Below are 14340 nucleotides of genomic sequence, written 5' to 3' on the forward strand. Positions count from 1 at the left end.
CGCGGACTTTCGGGAGACGCAAGCGCGTTTGGCGCGTTGCTCCCTTCATGCGCACTGCCATAGTCCACCCATGATCCGTTTCGAGGACCTGCTGCACCCGACGCCGTCGGGACTGTACTGCCCACCGGGAGACTTCTACGTCGATCCTGTGGCGCCTGTGGCTCGCGCTGTAATCACTCACGGCCATGCGGATCACGCGCGATCGGGCCACGGCACAGTCCTGGCCACGCCCCAGACCCTGACCATCATGGGCGAGCGCTATGGTGCTGACTTTACGGGTCTAAGGCAGCCGCTGATCTATGGTGAGACGGTCACGCACCAAGGCGTTTCGATCACCCTGTATCCTGCCGGTCATGTGCTTGGATCGGCCCAAGTGCTCGTCCAGCACAAGGGCCTGCGGATGGTCGTCTCTGGCGACTATAAGCGCCGCCGCGACCCGACATGCGCGGCCTTCGAGCCGGTGCCCTGCGACGTCTTCATATCCGAGGCGACCTTCGGCCTGCCGGTCTTCGTGCACCCGCCAGACGCCGAAGAAATCAGACGGCTTGTGCATAGCCTGGAACAGTTTCCTGAGCGGGCGCATCTGGTCGGGGCCTATGCCCTTGGCAAGGCTCAACGGGTGATCCGTCTGTTGCGTGAGGCGGGATGGGAGCGGCCCATCTATGTGCACGGGGCGCTGGAGCGGCTGAACCGGCTGTATGAGGCCGAGGGCGTGGCCCTGGGTGCCTTGATGCCCGCGACGGGGCTGAAGCCCAATGCTCTGGGGGGAGAGGTGGTGATCGCTCCCCCGTCGGCCACGCAGGACCGCTGGGCGCGCCGGTTTGCCGACCCGGTTCTCGCCTTTGCATCAGGCTGGATGGGTGTCAGGGCGCGGGCGCGTCAACGGGGGGTGGAACTGCCCTTGGTACTGTCGGACCATGCCGACTGGCCTGAACTGATCGCCACATTCACCGAGCTGAAGCCCGAGGAAATCTGGATTACGCATGGGCGAGAGGAGGGGCTGCTGCGCTGGGCAGCCCTGAACGATCAGACAGCACGGGCTTTGCGTCTGGTAGGATATGACGAAGACGATCTGGAACTCGACCTTGCTGAGGCGGGGATCGACGACAGCGTCACGCCGCAGAGCGCGCCGGGCTGAGGTCCGTGACCGATGCCAGCTTCTGCTCAAGCGCCGTATTGATGGCAAAGCGTAGCCGCTCGGGCTTGATAGGCTTCTCGACCACACAGGCCATGCCGCTGGCGACATAACGCTTGGCATCGTCTGGATCGGCGTTGGCCGTCAGGGCGACGATCGGGATGGCGCTGATGGGGCCGTCCAGGGCGCGGATGGCCTGCGTCGCCTGCACCCCGTCCATGCGTGGCATCTTGATATCCATCAGGACCAGGTCGAACGGTCGCTCCTGCACGGTCGCCAAGGCCTCGAGGCCGTCTTCGACCGTCTCCGATGTACAGCCGAACATTTCGCACAGGGCCTGGGCCACAACGCGGTTGGTGGCGTTGTCGTCGACAATCAGAATGTGCGGCACATTCTGGGAGCTCGTTTCTGCGACCGCTGGCGTCTCGGCCACGGCCGTCTCGGCTGCGCTCTGCGGTGCGGAGAGTGTCAGGGTGAAGATGGCCCCGCGTCCCGGGTTATTGGCCGCAGCAAGGGTTCCGCCCATCTGGTTCACAACCAGCCGCGACAGGGCCAGGTCGAAGCCCCCGATGTCATCGCGGTGCAGCAGAGGGTCGAACAGAGCGTCGAGCCGCTCTGGAGCGATACCCGGGCCATCGTCGCGTACCCAAGCCTCCATCGTCACACGACCGGCTCTGACCGAGGCTTTCAGGCTGGCTTCCACCAAACCATCACGAGCTTGTACCAGGGCATTGCCGATCAGGGTGTCGAACACCGCATTCAGGCGTGCCGCATCAACATCGGCGACCAGATCGGTGTCGCCTTCATAGCTGACCATCAGGCTGACCCTGTCGTCGGTCGCCTTGGTGGCCCAGCGCGTCTGAACGTCATCCATCAAAGCCCGCAGAGGCGTTGGTGCCGGCTCCAGCAAAAGTTCGCCAACATGGGCGCGAGAGAAGTCCAGCGCCTTGTCCAGAGCGCGTTCCAGATCGCCGGAGGCCTCGACCATGGTCGCCACATGGGCGCGCACCTGTGCATTCAGCGGTTGGCGTTGCAGCAGATCGCCGACGGCGTTCAGGTTGGTCAACGGCCCACGCATGTGGCCACTCAGCGCCGTCAGCAGTCGGGTCCGAGTGCGACCGGCCGCCTGAACCTGTGCGCGGTCGCTGGTCAGGGCTTCGATCTGATTTTTCAGATTGGCGTTCTGCTGGCGCTGGCGGTCATTGACGACCTGAAGCAAGGACAGGGCCGTCCCGACGCCGTGGTAGAGACCGCCGCGCGTCACGATGAAGCCACGCATCAGGTCGCGGCTACGGCTGGACAGAAAGACGTCGCTGAAACTGTCGAAGGCGACACCGGCCTCGATCACGGCCGGCTCGGCGTCCATGACGTGGGCGGCCGTGCGATTGGCGTAGCCAGCGTGGCCGAAGGGTGCGCCGAACTTGATCAGAAAGGCATCTCGCTCGATCAGGCCAACGGGGCGGTCATTCTCAACCACCGGCAGGACGAGAGTTTCGGGTTCGCTCTCGAAGCGCGCGAAGATTTCGCGGCCCAGGGTGTCGGGCGATACCGGCGCGATGCGCTCGGTCAAGGCTTCGATAGTCGGCATACTGGCCGGTACTCCACAGAAAGCCTTTGTACGGCTACGCTCAATCGGTTGCGGAACGGTTAAGTCTGATTGTGCTTGCCACGTTTTTGCCTGCTTTGCTCCAAGGCAAGGGCTGGTGTAGGAGGGCGGCAATACGGACGTCCTAACCTTGAACCCCCTTTGCATGCGCGCGGCCAGTTTCGGCCGACCGCAGGTTTGTCATGAGCGCCATCCAGATCGACACCGCCGAAACGTCCGCCCTCGTCCTGTTTTCGGGCGGGCAGGACAGCGCGACCTGTCTTGCCTGGGCGCTGGAGCGCTATGGGCGGGTCGAGACCGTGGGGTTCGACTACGGCCAACGTCATGCGGTGGAGATGACGGCGCGGATCAAGGTTCGTGACGGCATGGTCCGCGTATTGGCCGCGCTGGCGGAGCGGCTTGGGCCGGATCACGTCATCGACCTGACGGGCTTCGGTGCCATCGGCGAGACGGCCATGACCACGGACCGGGCAATCGAGATCGACGCACGCGGCCTGCCGACGACCTTTGTGCCGGGGCGCAATCTCGTTTTCCTGACGGTGGGGGCGGCGCTGGCGGACCGACGGGGGCTGGACGTCCTGGTCGGCGGGATGTGCGAGACGGACTTCTCGGGCTATCCCGACTGCCGCCGGGACACGATCGACGCGATGCAGTCGGCGCTGAGCCTGGGGCTGGACAAGCCGGTTCCGATCGAGACGCCGCTGATGGCGCTGACCAAGGCCCAGACCTGGGCCCTGGCGGACCGGATCGGGGGGCAGGCCCTGGTCGATCTGATCGTCGAGGAGAGCCACACCTGCTATCGCGGCGAGCGTGGCGAGCGTCATGGCTGGGGCCATGGCTGCGGGGCGTGCCCGGCGTGCGAACTGCGGGCGGCGGGCCATGCCGAGTGGGTGGCCGCATGACCTATGCCGCCAAGGAAGTATTCCTGACGGTTCAGGGCGAAGGCGGGCAGGCCGGGCGACCGGCCGTCTTCCTGCGTTTTGCCGGCTGCAATCTGTGGAACGGTCTGGAGCGTGACCGGGCCACCGCCGTCTGCACCTTCTGCGACACGGAATTCGTCGGAACCGACGGGGATGGCGGCGGCAAGTTCGTCACGGCCGAGGCGCTGGCCGACCATGTCGCCTCAATGTGGCGGGGCAGGGCGGACGATCCCAAGCTGGTGGTGTGCACGGGCGGCGAGCCCCTGCTGCAACTGGATCCGCCGCTGATCGAGGCTCTGCATGCGCGCGGGTTCGACATCGCGGTGGAGACCAACGGCACGCTGGCGGCACCCGACGGCATCGACTGGGTCTGCGTCAGCCCCAAGGCCGATGCGCCGGTGGTGCAGACGACCGGCCAGGAGCTGAAGCTGGTCTTCCCCCAAGCTGCCGCCATGCCGGACCGTTTCGAGCATCTGGCATTCGAGCGGTTCTGGCTGCAGCCCATGGACGGCCCGGATCAGGCGGCCAATACCGCCGCCGCCCTCGACTATTGCCTGACCCACCCCAAATGGCGGCTCAGCGTCCAGACCCACAAATACATCGGCGTAAGATGAGCGTTTTCGAAATCACCAAGGCGGCCACCTTCGACGCGGCCCATCACTTCCCCAACGAACCGGACGGCAGCCCGTATCGCCGGATGCACGGCCATTCGTTCTCGGTCGAGGCGACGGTGCAGGGAGAGGCGCTGGATGCGCATGGCTGGGTGGCGGACCTGGGGGCGCTGGACCGGGCGCTGAAGGCAGCGGCTGAAGAGCTGGATCACGGCCTGCTGAACGACCACGACGGGCTGGAGCTGCCGACGCTGGAGAACCTGTGCCTGTGGTTCGTGCGGCGGCTGAAGCCGGAATGGCCGGGGCTGAGCCGGATCGCTGTGTCGCGTCCGACGATCCATGAGCGGTGCGTGCTGACGCTCTAGATCAGCAGTCCTGTCCGTGCTGCTGGCGCTGCTGGCACCGGCGTTGTTCGCGTTCGTATTCGCGCTGCTCGCGCTCCCGCTTGGCCCGAGTCTCTTCGTCCGAAGTGGTGACGGCGTCGAAACCGGCCCCGACGACCGCGCCGGTCGCCTTGGCTGTGCCGCCGACGACGGCGGCGCCTGCACCCACCACGGCTCCGACGACGCAGCCTTGAAGCATCAAGGTGCCGCCCAGAAGCATTACGACCAAGGCGCTGCGTGAGGCGACGGTTCGCATGACTGTTCTCCGGTGCACCGTCATGACCACTCAGGGAGGAACGGCGACTGACGGCGAATGGTAGGCGGCGACGGGTTCGAACCGCCGACCCTCTCGGTGTAAACGAGATGCTCTGACCAGCTGAGCTAGCCGCCCATCCATGCGCGTCAGATGCTTAGACCATTTTGGCCGCCGGTCTAACCGGGTGCGTGAAAATTATTCGCTCAGTCCACCGCGCGGCATTCGGTGACAGGGCGGTCGCTCGCAGACCATGTCGCCATGATGCCCTTACCGCGCAGTTCGTAGCCTGACGACTTGTACCACAGACCGTCGCCCGTCTGTTCCCTGAACAGGTCATGGGCCATGCCGCCCGAGGTGCGGACGGTGGCCATTTGGCGGGGATTGTCGAAGTCGACGGTCAGGCGCTCGCTGTCCTGGCACAGGTAGACGGTGCGGATGACGCGGGTGGCGGCCCGTTCCTGAATTTCCGCCCCGGTCCGGCGCCGGGCCGTCTGGGCCGTCTGGGCACGCTCGCGTACCGCATCGCCATCGTCCGGAGCTTCGGAAGGCTGAGGCCCACAGGCAGACAGCATGGTGGCGCAGGCCAGGACGGCGGCGGCAACAACTCGCATCAACAGCTTCCCCAAGCGCCACTTTGGCGTTGTGCCCTAACGTGCGGGGTCGATCCGCGTTCCTTTGCGCCGTGCGCGGAAGAAGGCGCGCAGCATCTCGGCACCCGGATCGGCCAGCACTCCGCCGGTCACAGTGGGTTTCCAATGACAGGTCGGCTGATCGAAAAAGCGGGGACCATGCGCGACCGCGCCACCCTTGGGATCGTCCGCGCCCCAGACGACGCGGCCGATACGAGCATGGCTGATGGCTCCCGCGCACATGGCGCAGGGTTCCAGCGTCACATACAGTGTCAGGCCTGTGAGCCTGTAATTCTGTGTCTTTTGGGCGGCATCACGCAGGGCCACGATCTCAGCGTGGGCCGTCGGATCGTGTGCGCCGATGGGCCCGTTTCGGCCCTTTCCGACGACTTCGCCGGTCGTTTCATCGACGATCACGCAGCCCACAGGCGTCTCTCCGACGTCTGCCGCCGCTTGCGCCAAGGCCAAGGCCATGTGCATGAACCGCTCATCATGGTCAGCCATTCCAAAGACAACGACAAGAAGCCGCGCCCGCGTCAAGACTCCGACCGCGACGGCCCCCGCAAATCCTTCGCCAAGCCGGGCGGAAAACCCGGATTCGGCGGTCCGCCGAAGGCAGGTACAAAACCGTTCGCCAAGGGCAAGCCCGGTGCCGAGCCGGAAGGGCCGAAGCGCAGCGAGCGAATCGCCAAGGCCATGGCCCGCGCCGGTATCGCCTCGCGTCGCGAGGTCGAGCGGCTGATCGGTCTGGGCAAGGTGGCTGTCAACGGCAAGATCCTGGACACGCCCGCCACCCTGGTGACCCGCGACGACGTCATCACCGTGGACGGCAAGCCCATCGGCTCGGCCGAAAAGACCCGCGTCTGGCGTTATCACAAGCCCGCCGGCCTGGTGACCTCGCACAATGATCCGGGCGGTCGCCCCACTGTGTTCGACGCCCTGCCCAGCGGCCTGCCACGCGTGATCTCCGTCGGGCGACTGGATCTGAATACCGAAGGCCTGCTGCTGCTGACCAATGACGGCGAACTCAGCCGGGCGCTGGAGCTGCCGCAGACCGAACTGGTGCGTCAGTACCGGGCCCGGGCGCGGGGACGTGTCAGCCAGCTTCAGCTCGATTCGCTCAAGGACGGCGTCACCGTCGACGGCATCCGCTATGGCCCGATCGAGGCGACGCTGGACAAGGCCACGGGCGGCGATGCGGAGAAGCAGTCGGCCAATCTGTGGATCAGCGTCTCGATCACCGAGGGCAAGAACCGCGAGGTCCGCAAGGTGCTGGAGCATCTGGGCCTGACGGTGAACCGCCTGATCCGCCTGGCCTATGGCCCGTTCCAGCTGGGCACCCTGCCCATCGGCTCGGTCGAGGAGGTAGGGCCGCGCGTGATCCGCGAACTGTTGGCCCAGCATATTCGTCCAGAGAACCTGCCGACCGGCAACAGCGTCTCGACGCCTGCGCCCATTCCGGGGCGCCGGACCTCGGCCCCGATCGTCAAGGGCAACTCCGGCTCGGCCCTGTCCGACCCCTCGCGCAAACCCAGCCGCGTTCGCGCCGCCGGGGCCGCTGCCGAGGAAGGCACCGACCGCGCCTCCCGCCCGCAGAAGAAGGCCGGGTGGGCCAAGGCCGCGCCCAAGTTCGACCATCCGAAGAAGAGCTTTACCCCGCGTGCGCGTCCAGATGGGGCCTCCTCTGCCGATGGCGAGCGACCCAAGCGGGCATTCAAGCCGCGCGAGGATCAGTTCATTGACCGGCCGCGTGGCGATCCGCGCACAGGGGCACGACCTGCACCCGCCAAGGGCGGCTATGCAGGAAAGGGCGGGGATCGGCCCGGCGGTCGTCCTGCAGGCGGTGGCTTCAGCAAGCCGGGCGGATCGAAGCCGGGTGGTTTCTCGGGCGGTGGCTCCAGAAGCGGCCCCGGTGGCGGCAAGGGTGGGCCGAGGGGGCCTCGCTCTTAGCGTCTAGTCTGCTGAGGCTTGCGCCGCGCCATCCATTCCACCGCAGCCAGCACCGCCACCGCAGTGACCACTTCGAAGACCAGATAGATCGGCGGGATGGCCTGTCCCGGCATGGCCGCCGACGACATCGGCTCGATCAGCCAGGCGATCAGCAGGTTGTTGGCCAGATGGGCCCCCACCGCGAACTCGATGCCGCCCAGGCGCAGGGCTGCCCAGGTCCAGACAAAGCCGGACAGGGCGCGGGCCACAAAGGCCGTCGGATCGGGGTCCAGATGGATGGCCGAGAACAGTACGGCGTTGAGCACACAGATCAGCCAGAGCTTGCGCGTCAATCCGGCCGTGACCTTCAGCAAGACCGCGCGGAACACGATCTCCTCGGCCAGGGCCGCGATCAGGAGCAGGACGACAGCCCAGCCCGCATAGGCCAGGCGGGTCTCCAGCAGATAGGCCGGGTTCAGGATCGGCGCAGGCATCGGCGCGGGCTCGAACAGCAGATTAACCCCTAGAAGCACGACCGACACCGCCGCCATGATGCCGAAGCCCGCCAGCAGCAGGCGCGGCGAAAACGACCGCCCCGGCCACAGGAACTCCGGCCCTGCGCGGCGATAGACGATCATGGCCGCGAACAGGATGGCCACGGCCAGCAGCATCAGCGACGCCGCCAGAAAGGCCATGAAGGTGATCTCGCCGTTCAGGCGCAACGGGCTGTCGGGCAGGGCACCGCTGAGATCGGGCACCTGATAGCCACTGAACGACAGCACGGCCCCCAGGCCCAGCACGCCCACGATCATGAAGACGATCGACAGGGCGATCAGCGCCGCCAGCCGCAGCCACGGATGGTCTGTGGCGGCCCGCGTCAGATAGGAGCTGTGCTGCGCCGCGGCCCAGCTGTGGCGCAGGTCGGGCAGGGCGAATCTGGGTGATGACATCGCGCACCGTTGCATCGCGCCTGCTTTCCGGTCCAGAGGCTGAGGCCATGAGAATCGTATCGGGACAGTTTCGCGGGCGCAGCCTGGTCGCGCCTCAGGGGCAGGCCACGCGGCCGACGTCGGACCGGGCGCGTCAGGCCCTGTTCAATGTGCTGGAACACGCCGCCTGGGCCGAGCCGCTGGAGGGGATGCGGGTCATCGACCTGTTCGCCGGATCGGGCGCCCTGGGCTTCGAGGCCATGAGCCGGGGGGCGGGGTTCTGCCTGTTCGTGGAAACGGACGAGGGGGCGCGGGGCGTGATCCGCGAGAATGCGGAAGCCTTTGGCCTGTTTGGCTCCACCCGGGTGCATCGGCGCAGCGCCATCGACCTGGGGCCGCGCCCGGGGTCGGTGGGCGACGCTTTCGACCTGGCGTTCCTGGATCCGCCGTACGGAAAGGGACTGGGGGAGCAGGCGCTGACGCGGCTGGTGGCCGACGGCTGGCTGAAGCCCGGGGCGCTGGTGGTCTATGAGCGCGGCTCGGACGAGTCGGAGATCGACACGCCGGGCTACCGGCGACTGGACACGCGGGACTATGGCGCGGCGCGGGTGTTGTTCCTGCGGGCTGAGTAGGGCTAGCTTTCTGGCATGAGCCAGATCGATCGCCGCGCCTTCATCGCCTCCGCCACGGCCCTGGGCCTGGCTCCCACAGTCGTCCGAGCCCAGGAGGCGACGGGTCCGCAGTGGACGACGCTGAGCCCGCTGCCCTGGCCGGTGCAGGAGATCTATGCGGCGGTCTGGGACGGGCGGATCGTCACAGCGGGCGGCCTGAGGCGGCGGGGACAGGAGACGCAGATCGAGGATCGCGTCGGCCTGTATGACCCGGCCACCGACCGCTGGAGCGAGCTGCCCCGCCTGCCCGAGCCCCGGCATCATCCGATGGTCATGGTGGCCGAGGGACGGCTGAAGATCGTCGGGGGCTATAGCCGCAGCGATGCGGGCGAATGGACCAATACGACCACTGCCTGGGTGCTGGAGGAGGATCGCTGGACCCCGGCTCCCGCCCTGCCGTCGCCGCAGGCCGAGGCCGTGGGTGTCGGCATCGGCGACCGGCTGCATCTGGTCACGGGCCGCAGCCCGGCGGATGGGGCCAATGGCCAGTGGAACGATCAGGTCGACACCGACCGCCATCTGGTCCGGATCGACGGACGGTGGGAGGAGGCGCGGCCTGCCCCGGCGGCACGGAACAGCGCGGCAGCGGCGGTGCTGGACGGGGCCCTGTGGGTCGCGGGCGGGCGGACGGTGTCGGGCGGGGGCACCGGGCGGCTGGACCGCTATGATCCCGTCGCCGACCGCTGGGACACCCTGGCCCCCGTTCCTCGCTCCTTTGCGGCCAACGCTCAGGTCGGGGGCGGCCTGGCGATGGTCGCCGTGGGGGAGCGGCTGGTGGCGTTCGGCGGCGAGTGGTTTGCGCCGCGCTCTGCGGGCGGAGGCGGGGTGTTCGCCGAGACCTGGATCTATGACCCCGCGCGCGACCGCTGGGAGGCCGGGCCTGCCATGCGGACGCCGCGCCACGGTCTGGCGGCGGCGGCCATCGGCGACACCGTCTATGCCATCGCGGGCGGGGCGGTGGTCTCGGGCGGCGGGGCCGTGGGGACGGTGGAGGCGTTAGGGTTCGAGGGATGAAGGATGAGGGATCACCCGTCAGCAGCTACCCCTCGAACCTCATCCCTCAAACCTCGCCACCAGCCCCCGCGCCGCCGCCGTGACCTCGGCCCAGGTGACGTCGAAGCCTGAGGCGTCGCCGAACCAGGGGTCGGTCACGCCCTGACCTTCCCGGCCGGGCACGTGGTCCAGCAGCAGGCTGAGCCGGGCCGAGGCATTCGCGGGCGCGAGCTTACGCAGGTTCTTCAGGTTCTCGTGGTCCAGGGCGACGATGTGGTCGAAGCGGGTGAAGTCGGCCCGCGTCACCTGCCGCGCCCGCAAGGCCCCGATGTCCACCCCGTGCCGCGCCGCCACCGCTATGGCCCGCTCATCCGGCGGCTCGCCCGCATGCCAGTCGCCCGTGCCCGCGGAATCGACGACCAGATCCACCCCGCGCCGCCGCGCCTCCTCCCGCAGCGCCGCCTCCGCGAGGGGCGAGCGACAGATGTTGCCGAGGCAGACGAAGAGGATCGAGAGCATGGGGTCGAGGTTACAGTGGCGCGAGGCTTGGGACAAAGGTCTGCTTTTGACACTTACCAGCAGTTCGTGCCGTCCAATGTGTGACGATCTGCGACTTAGACGTCCTTGACCGCCCAATAGGCTAGGCGTTGGGGCTCTCCAGCGTCCTGCCCGGGACGACCGAACAGCGCACGCCACCAGCCCCTCAGCGTGCGCCTCGACCGGAGGTCGCGCCACAGGTTGCCCCATTCATGGAAGGCAATGACGAAGGGGTTGTTGCTCGCCACCGGGGTTGTCAGTCCGTATTTGACCGGCACGTCCTTGCGCTCTTCGACGAAGGTTCCGAACAGGCGGTCGAACAGGATCAACACACCGCCGAAGTTTGTGTCGAGATACTCGGCATTCGACCCGTGGTGCACGCGGTGATGCGACGGCGTGTTGAAGATCCATTCCAGCGGACCCAGCTTGCCGACGACCTCGGTGTGCAGAAAGTACTGATACCGCAGGTTGAAGGTCAGCAGCGCTCCGATCGCGACCGGATGGAAACCCATCAGCGCCATCGGCAGCAGGATCACCCAGGCGCCCGAGATCGTGCTGGTCCACCCCAGCCGAAAGGCGGCGGGCAGGGTGAATTCGTTGGCCGAGTGATGGACCGCGTGAGATGTCCAGAACCAGCGTACGGTGTGGCTGAAGCGGTGCTCCCAGTAGTAGAAGAACTCCAGCACGAAGAAGCCGACCACCCAGGTCCGCCAGTCGTCCAGCGCCCACTGGAACGGGGCGAATGAATACACAGCGAACAGCGCTGCCGCGATAACGCCGCCGGTCAGAACGGTCGAGACCAGTTGGCCCGCCATCACGCCGAGGTTGCCGCCGAGTGAGCCGAGGTCATAACCGCGGCCAGAATGCCGGCGCCACGCCCATTCGACGACGGCGAACAGCAGGACGACCAGGCCAAACGCGGGATTGAGTTCATTCTCGAACATGGGATGCTCCTGAGCTATCGGGTGAGGGTGCCCCGTCGGGTCAGCGCGAGGGGCGGACGGCCGCGAGCTCGTCGGCGGTCAGTACGCGGTCGCCGTTGGCGTCTGCGGCCTCGAAGGCGTCGGCGGGACCATCGCGGAGTTCCGCGCGCGAGACACGGCGATCGCCATTGGCGTCCAGGGATGACAGGGCACGGTAGGCCTGATCGAACCGGTCGCCTATTATGCGCGGGCGGTCGGCGCGATCGACATAGCCATCGTTGTTCCGATCCATCCGGTCGAACATGTCGCTGCGAACAGCGGTGAACTCACCCCAGGTCACCCGTCCGTCCGCATTGCGGTCGGCGCGGTCGAGCATCGCGGACATTTGCGTGCCGGACTGTGCCAGGACCGGGCTGGAGATGAGCAGCCCGGTCACGGCGACAGCGGTGAGCAAGGGGATCGAGGCGGAAGCGGAAATCTTGATCATCGGTGGTCTCCTCAATTGGAATGCGAGGAGAATGAACCGGTCGTGTTGCCCGCGTTTGCCGGGAGGAAGGCCATTTGTGACGGAATGTCACCGATGAGGGGCGCCGGACACATTTCGTCACAACACCGTAGTGGAGCGGGCCTGGGACAACGACTATGACGGGTCGCATGGAGCAGGGGCCATCCATCCTGGTCGTCGATGACGACATCGACATTCGCACGCTCGTGCAAGGCGTGCTGCAACGCAGCGGAATGCGCGCACAGACCGCCGCTTCGGTCGCCGAAGCGGAGCCTATCCTGGCCGAGGGGCGGACCGATCTCGTGGTTCTGGACCTGATGATGCCGGGCGAGGACGGGCTGTCGTTCTGCCGAAGACTGCGTAGCGCATCGGCCGTCCCGGTCATCATGCTGACCGCGATCGCCGAGGACGTCGACCGGATCGTCGGGCTGGAGATCGGCGCCGACGACTATCTCGCCAAGCCGTTCAATCCGCGTGAGCTCGTCGCACGGATCAAGGCCGTCCTGCGTCGTCACGATGGGACCGGGTCCGCTCCAGCGGCGAGACGCCCTGGTGCGGCGTTTCGGTTCGGGCCTTATCGCCTGCTGCCCGACCAGATGGCGCTGGAATCCATCGACGGGAAAGAGGTCGTCCTGACCTCGGGCGAGTTCGCCCTGCTGCTTGCCCTCGCGGAGCGCGCGCCCCGTGTCCTGTCGCGAGAAACCCTTCTGGACCTCTCGCGCGGGGTCGCCACCTCACCGTTCGATCGCAGCATCGATTCCCAGATCAGCCGCATCCGCCGCAAGATCGAGAGAGACCCACGCCAGCCTGGGCTCATCAAGACCGTGCGTAACCTAGGCTATGCGCTGACGATACCGGCAGTTCGCGAAGAAGGGTGAGAGGATTGGTCCGCAGCGCCCTCAACTCGATCTTGGCGCGCATCGTCGGCCTGACCTTGGGTCTGTTGCTAGTGGCGTTCGCCGCCCTGGCCTTTGTCATGCAGACCCCGCTGTCCGATCGGGTGTCCGACCGGGTCATTGCCGAGAGCGGGCGTGGCATCGCACAGCTGGTCTGGTTGCTCGAAACCTCCCCACCCGAAGCCGAGAGCGCTCTGCTTTCCACCTATGCCAGCCGATCGCGGGTGGCGCGGATCACGCCGGGATTTCCAGCAGGGATGGAAGGGGATGATGCCCGGCGACCGTTGCTGACGGACGATGGCGCGAGTGTCGGGGGGCGATTGGACGGCCGCGATATTTGGTTTCGCAAGCTGGGACTGATCGAGCTGCGGCAGGTTTTGAGGAGCGAGGGCCTGCGCCCCTATTTCGCGGCCAGTGTCGTGCAGATCGCCGTCCGGCTGTCGGACGGCCGCGTCCTCAGCGTCTGGCTCGCACCTTCGATCTTTTACACGGAGGGCCCGTATTCGCTCGCCTTCCTGTTCGGAGGGGTCGCCGTCGTCACCCTGTTGCTCAGCCTGGCGATCTACTGGGTGATCATGCGGCCGATCCGGACGCTCGAACGGGACGCCGAGATCGTGGGCCTGGCCGAGACGGCGATCCCCGTGGCCGAGGTCGGCCCCCGCGAACTGCGGCGTCTGTCCATGGCGTTGAACCGTATGCGCGCTCGGCTCGCAGGCCTGGTCCGCGAGCGCGAACAGATCATGGTGGCGATTGCCCACGACATCCGCACCGGCCTGACGAAGATCCGTCTGCGCATGGACGCGAACGAAAACATCACAGCAGATCTGATCGAACCCGACATCGCCCAGATGGAGCATCTTCTGGTGGACATGATGGCCTACGCCCGTGCGGAACATCCTGTCAGCGGTCATGAAATGATCGCGCCGAACGATCTGGTGACCGGTCTGGCAAACGCCGCCCCCTATGCGGTTTCCCTTCAGATCGACCGGAACGCCGATAGGTTCACGATCGCCGGCAACCGACTGGCACTGACGCGCCTGTTCGAGAATCTATTCGAGAACGCACGTAGATATGGTTCCGGTCTCGTCCTGATCCGCACCGGGAGCAGCAGTGACGGGCTTTTCGTCGACATCATCGATGACGGTCCAGGCGTCCCGCCTCACCTTCTGGAGACCATCTTTGATCCGTTCGTGCGCGGAGAGGGATCGCGAAATCGCGCCACAGGCGGCTCGGGTCTGGGGCTCGGAATTGCCCGCGCCATCGCCCATTCGCACGGCGCTGAGATCACCCTGTTCAATAGGCCCGAAGGCGGCCTGTGCGCCAGAACCTGCTTCCCAAGCGCGCTCACCGAATAGGATAGGGTGCCCGGCTCAGGCTGACAGATGACCGGTTCTGTTCCAAAGTGGAAGCCAGCGGG

The 14340-nt window shown here is 66.7% G+C and carries 17 protein-coding genes and 1 tRNA gene; 9 read left to right on the forward strand and 9 right to left on the reverse strand.

The features are described from left to right. Nucleotides 1-70 precede the first annotated feature (70 nt). Entirely contained in the window at nucleotides 71-1138 is a 1068-nt protein-coding gene (locus WC585_RS14230) for a ligase-associated DNA damage response exonuclease (protein ID WP_373258577.1), read from the forward strand. On the opposite strand, the gene WC585_RS14235 is transcribed toward WC585_RS14230, so the two are convergent. Then, nucleotides 1113-2723: a response regulator gene (locus tag WC585_RS14235; protein WP_373258578.1), complete on the reverse strand. Its 1611-nt coding sequence runs from the start codon at nucleotides 2721-2723 to the stop codon at nucleotides 1113-1115. The two genes, WC585_RS14230 and WC585_RS14235, sit on opposite strands and share 26 nt — an antisense overlap. 200 nt (nucleotides 2724-2923) lie before the next feature. Here WC585_RS14235 and queC point away from each other — a divergent pair, with 200 nt between their 5' ends. From queC to WC585_RS14250, 3 genes are read left to right on the forward strand one after another with little or no spacing between them, the layout of a single operon-like run. Further along, on the forward strand, nucleotides 2924-3643 hold the full coding sequence (gene queC, locus WC585_RS14240) for a 7-cyano-7-deazaguanine synthase QueC (protein ID WP_373258579.1): 720 nt from the start codon (nucleotides 2924-2926) through the stop codon (nucleotides 3641-3643). Then, nucleotides 3640-4275 carry a 7-carboxy-7-deazaguanine synthase gene (gene queE, locus WC585_RS14245; protein ID WP_373258580.1) on the forward strand — a complete coding sequence of 212 codons (636 nt, stop codon included), beginning with the start codon at nucleotides 3640-3642 and terminating at the stop codon, nucleotides 4273-4275. The genes queC and queE overlap by 4 nt, the downstream gene beginning before the upstream one ends. Further along, entirely contained in the window at nucleotides 4272-4637 is a 366-nt protein-coding gene (locus WC585_RS14250; RefSeq protein WP_373258581.1) for a 6-pyruvoyl tetrahydropterin synthase family protein, read from the forward strand. Before queE ends, WC585_RS14250 begins: the two co-directional genes overlap by 4 nt. 1 nt (nucleotide 4638) lies before the next feature. On the opposite strand, the gene WC585_RS14255 is transcribed toward WC585_RS14250, so the two are convergent. The 4 genes from WC585_RS14255 to tadA all read right to left on the reverse strand — a co-directional run bounded on the left by WC585_RS14255 (nucleotide 4639) and on the right by tadA (nucleotide 6020). Then, on the reverse strand, nucleotides 4639-4911 hold the full coding sequence (locus tag WC585_RS14255) for a hypothetical protein (RefSeq protein WP_373258582.1): 273 nt from the start codon (nucleotides 4909-4911) through the stop codon (nucleotides 4639-4641). A gap of 58 nt (nucleotides 4912-4969) precedes the next feature. Further along, nucleotides 4970-5046, reverse strand: a tRNA-Val gene (locus WC585_RS14260). A 68-nt stretch (nucleotides 5047-5114) separates the two neighbouring features. Continuing rightward, a complete protein-coding gene (locus WC585_RS14265) occupies nucleotides 5115-5522 on the reverse strand; it encodes an MliC family protein (RefSeq protein ID WP_373258583.1) in 408 nt (135 codons plus the stop codon). A gap of 36 nt (nucleotides 5523-5558) precedes the next feature. Beyond that, a complete protein-coding gene (tadA, locus tag WC585_RS14270) occupies nucleotides 5559-6020 on the reverse strand; it encodes a tRNA adenosine(34) deaminase TadA (RefSeq protein WP_373258613.1) in 462 nt (153 codons plus the stop codon). Nucleotides 6021-6032: 12 nt separating this feature from the next. On the opposite strand from tadA, the gene WC585_RS14275 reads away from it, so the two are divergent. After that, nucleotides 6033-7490 carry a pseudouridine synthase gene (locus WC585_RS14275; protein ID WP_373258584.1) on the forward strand — a complete coding sequence of 486 codons (1458 nt, stop codon included), beginning with the start codon at nucleotides 6033-6035 and terminating at the stop codon, nucleotides 7488-7490. Here the strand turns inward: WC585_RS14275 and WC585_RS14280 are convergent. Further along, nucleotides 7487-8419 (reverse strand): CPBP family intramembrane glutamic endopeptidase, encoded by a 933-nt coding sequence (locus WC585_RS14280; protein ID WP_373258585.1) that lies wholly within the window; start codon nucleotides 8417-8419, stop codon nucleotides 7487-7489. The genes WC585_RS14275 and WC585_RS14280 overlap by 4 nt on opposite strands. Nucleotides 8420-8466: 47 nt before the next feature. Here WC585_RS14280 and rsmD point away from each other — a divergent pair, with 47 nt between their 5' ends. Both rsmD and WC585_RS14290 read left to right on the forward strand, forming a co-directional pair. After that, complete coding sequence (gene rsmD / locus WC585_RS14285) at nucleotides 8467-9030, forward strand: 16S rRNA (guanine(966)-N(2))-methyltransferase RsmD (RefSeq protein WP_373258586.1); 564 nt, start codon at nucleotides 8467-8469, stop codon at nucleotides 9028-9030. Nucleotides 9031-9045: 15 nt separating this feature from the next. Beyond that, nucleotides 9046-10083 (forward strand): Kelch repeat-containing protein, encoded by a 1038-nt coding sequence (locus tag WC585_RS14290; protein ID WP_373258587.1) that lies wholly within the window; start codon nucleotides 9046-9048, stop codon nucleotides 10081-10083. 39 nt (nucleotides 10084-10122) lie between these two features. Here the strand turns inward: WC585_RS14290 and WC585_RS14295 are convergent, their stop codons facing one another. The 3 genes from WC585_RS14295 to WC585_RS14305 all read right to left on the reverse strand — a co-directional run bounded on the left by WC585_RS14295 (nucleotide 10123) and on the right by WC585_RS14305 (nucleotide 12009). Next, nucleotides 10123-10581 carry a low molecular weight protein-tyrosine-phosphatase gene (locus WC585_RS14295; protein WP_373258614.1) on the reverse strand — a complete coding sequence of 153 codons (459 nt, stop codon included), beginning with the start codon at nucleotides 10579-10581 and terminating at the stop codon, nucleotides 10123-10125. A gap of 95 nt (nucleotides 10582-10676) precedes the next feature. After that, the gene (locus tag WC585_RS14300; RefSeq protein WP_373258588.1) at nucleotides 10677-11543 is read right to left on the reverse strand and encodes a sterol desaturase family protein; all 867 of its coding nucleotides are present in this window, start codon (nucleotides 11541-11543) and stop codon (nucleotides 10677-10679) included. Nucleotides 11544-11583: 40 nt separating this feature from the next. Further along, nucleotides 11584-12009, reverse strand: a complete 426-nt coding sequence (locus WC585_RS14305) for an EF-hand domain-containing protein (protein WP_373258589.1) — start codon at nucleotides 12007-12009, stop codon at nucleotides 11584-11586. 155 nt (nucleotides 12010-12164) lie between these two features. Here WC585_RS14305 and WC585_RS14310 point away from each other — a divergent pair, with 155 nt between their 5' ends. Beyond that, a complete protein-coding gene (locus WC585_RS14310; RefSeq protein ID WP_373258590.1) occupies nucleotides 12165-12905 on the forward strand; it encodes a response regulator in 741 nt (246 codons plus the stop codon). 5 nt (nucleotides 12906-12910) lie between these two features. Further along, nucleotides 12911-14278, forward strand: a complete 1368-nt coding sequence (locus tag WC585_RS14315; protein ID WP_373258591.1) for an ATP-binding protein — start codon at nucleotides 12911-12913, stop codon at nucleotides 14276-14278. Nucleotides 14279-14340 lie beyond the last annotated feature (62 nt).

Source organism: Brevundimonas sp. (assembly GCF_041648055.1).
Lineage (GTDB): Bacteria > Pseudomonadota > Alphaproteobacteria > Caulobacterales > Caulobacteraceae > Brevundimonas.

Coding starts and splice junctions, on each gene's coding strand:
- WC585_RS14230 (WP_373258577.1), top strand. CDS start 71: ATGATCCGTTTCGAGGACCTGCTGCACCCGACGCCGTCGGGACTGTAC.
- WC585_RS14235 (WP_373258578.1), bottom strand. CDS start 2,723: ATGCCGACTATCGAAGCCTTGACCGAGCGCATCGCGCCGGTATCGCCC.
- queC (WP_373258579.1), top strand. CDS start 2,924: ATGAGCGCCATCCAGATCGACACCGCCGAAACGTCCGCCCTCGTCCTG.
- queE (WP_373258580.1), top strand. CDS start 3,640: ATGACCTATGCCGCCAAGGAAGTATTCCTGACGGTTCAGGGCGAAGGC.
- WC585_RS14250 (WP_373258581.1), top strand. CDS start 4,272: ATGAGCGTTTTCGAAATCACCAAGGCGGCCACCTTCGACGCGGCCCAT.
- WC585_RS14255 (WP_373258582.1), bottom strand. CDS start 4,911: ATGCGAACCGTCGCCTCACGCAGCGCCTTGGTCGTAATGCTTCTGGGC.
- WC585_RS14265 (WP_373258583.1), bottom strand. CDS start 5,522: ATGCGAGTTGTTGCCGCCGCCGTCCTGGCCTGCGCCACCATGCTGTCT.
- tadA (WP_373258613.1), bottom strand. CDS start 6,020: ATGCACATGGCCTTGGCCTTGGCGCAAGCGGCGGCAGACGTCGGAGAG.
- WC585_RS14275 (WP_373258584.1), top strand. CDS start 6,033: ATGGTCAGCCATTCCAAAGACAACGACAAGAAGCCGCGCCCGCGTCAA.
- WC585_RS14280 (WP_373258585.1), bottom strand. CDS start 8,419: ATGTCATCACCCAGATTCGCCCTGCCCGACCTGCGCCACAGCTGGGCC.
- rsmD (WP_373258586.1), top strand. CDS start 8,467: ATGAGAATCGTATCGGGACAGTTTCGCGGGCGCAGCCTGGTCGCGCCT.
- WC585_RS14290 (WP_373258587.1), top strand. CDS start 9,046: ATGAGCCAGATCGATCGCCGCGCCTTCATCGCCTCCGCCACGGCCCTG.
- WC585_RS14295 (WP_373258614.1), bottom strand. CDS start 10,581: ATGCTCTCGATCCTCTTCGTCTGCCTCGGCAACATCTGTCGCTCGCCC.
- WC585_RS14300 (WP_373258588.1), bottom strand. CDS start 11,543: ATGTTCGAGAATGAACTCAATCCCGCGTTTGGCCTGGTCGTCCTGCTG.
- WC585_RS14305 (WP_373258589.1), bottom strand. CDS start 12,009: ATGATCAAGATTTCCGCTTCCGCCTCGATCCCCTTGCTCACCGCTGTC.
- WC585_RS14310 (WP_373258590.1), top strand. CDS start 12,165: ATGACGGGTCGCATGGAGCAGGGGCCATCCATCCTGGTCGTCGATGAC.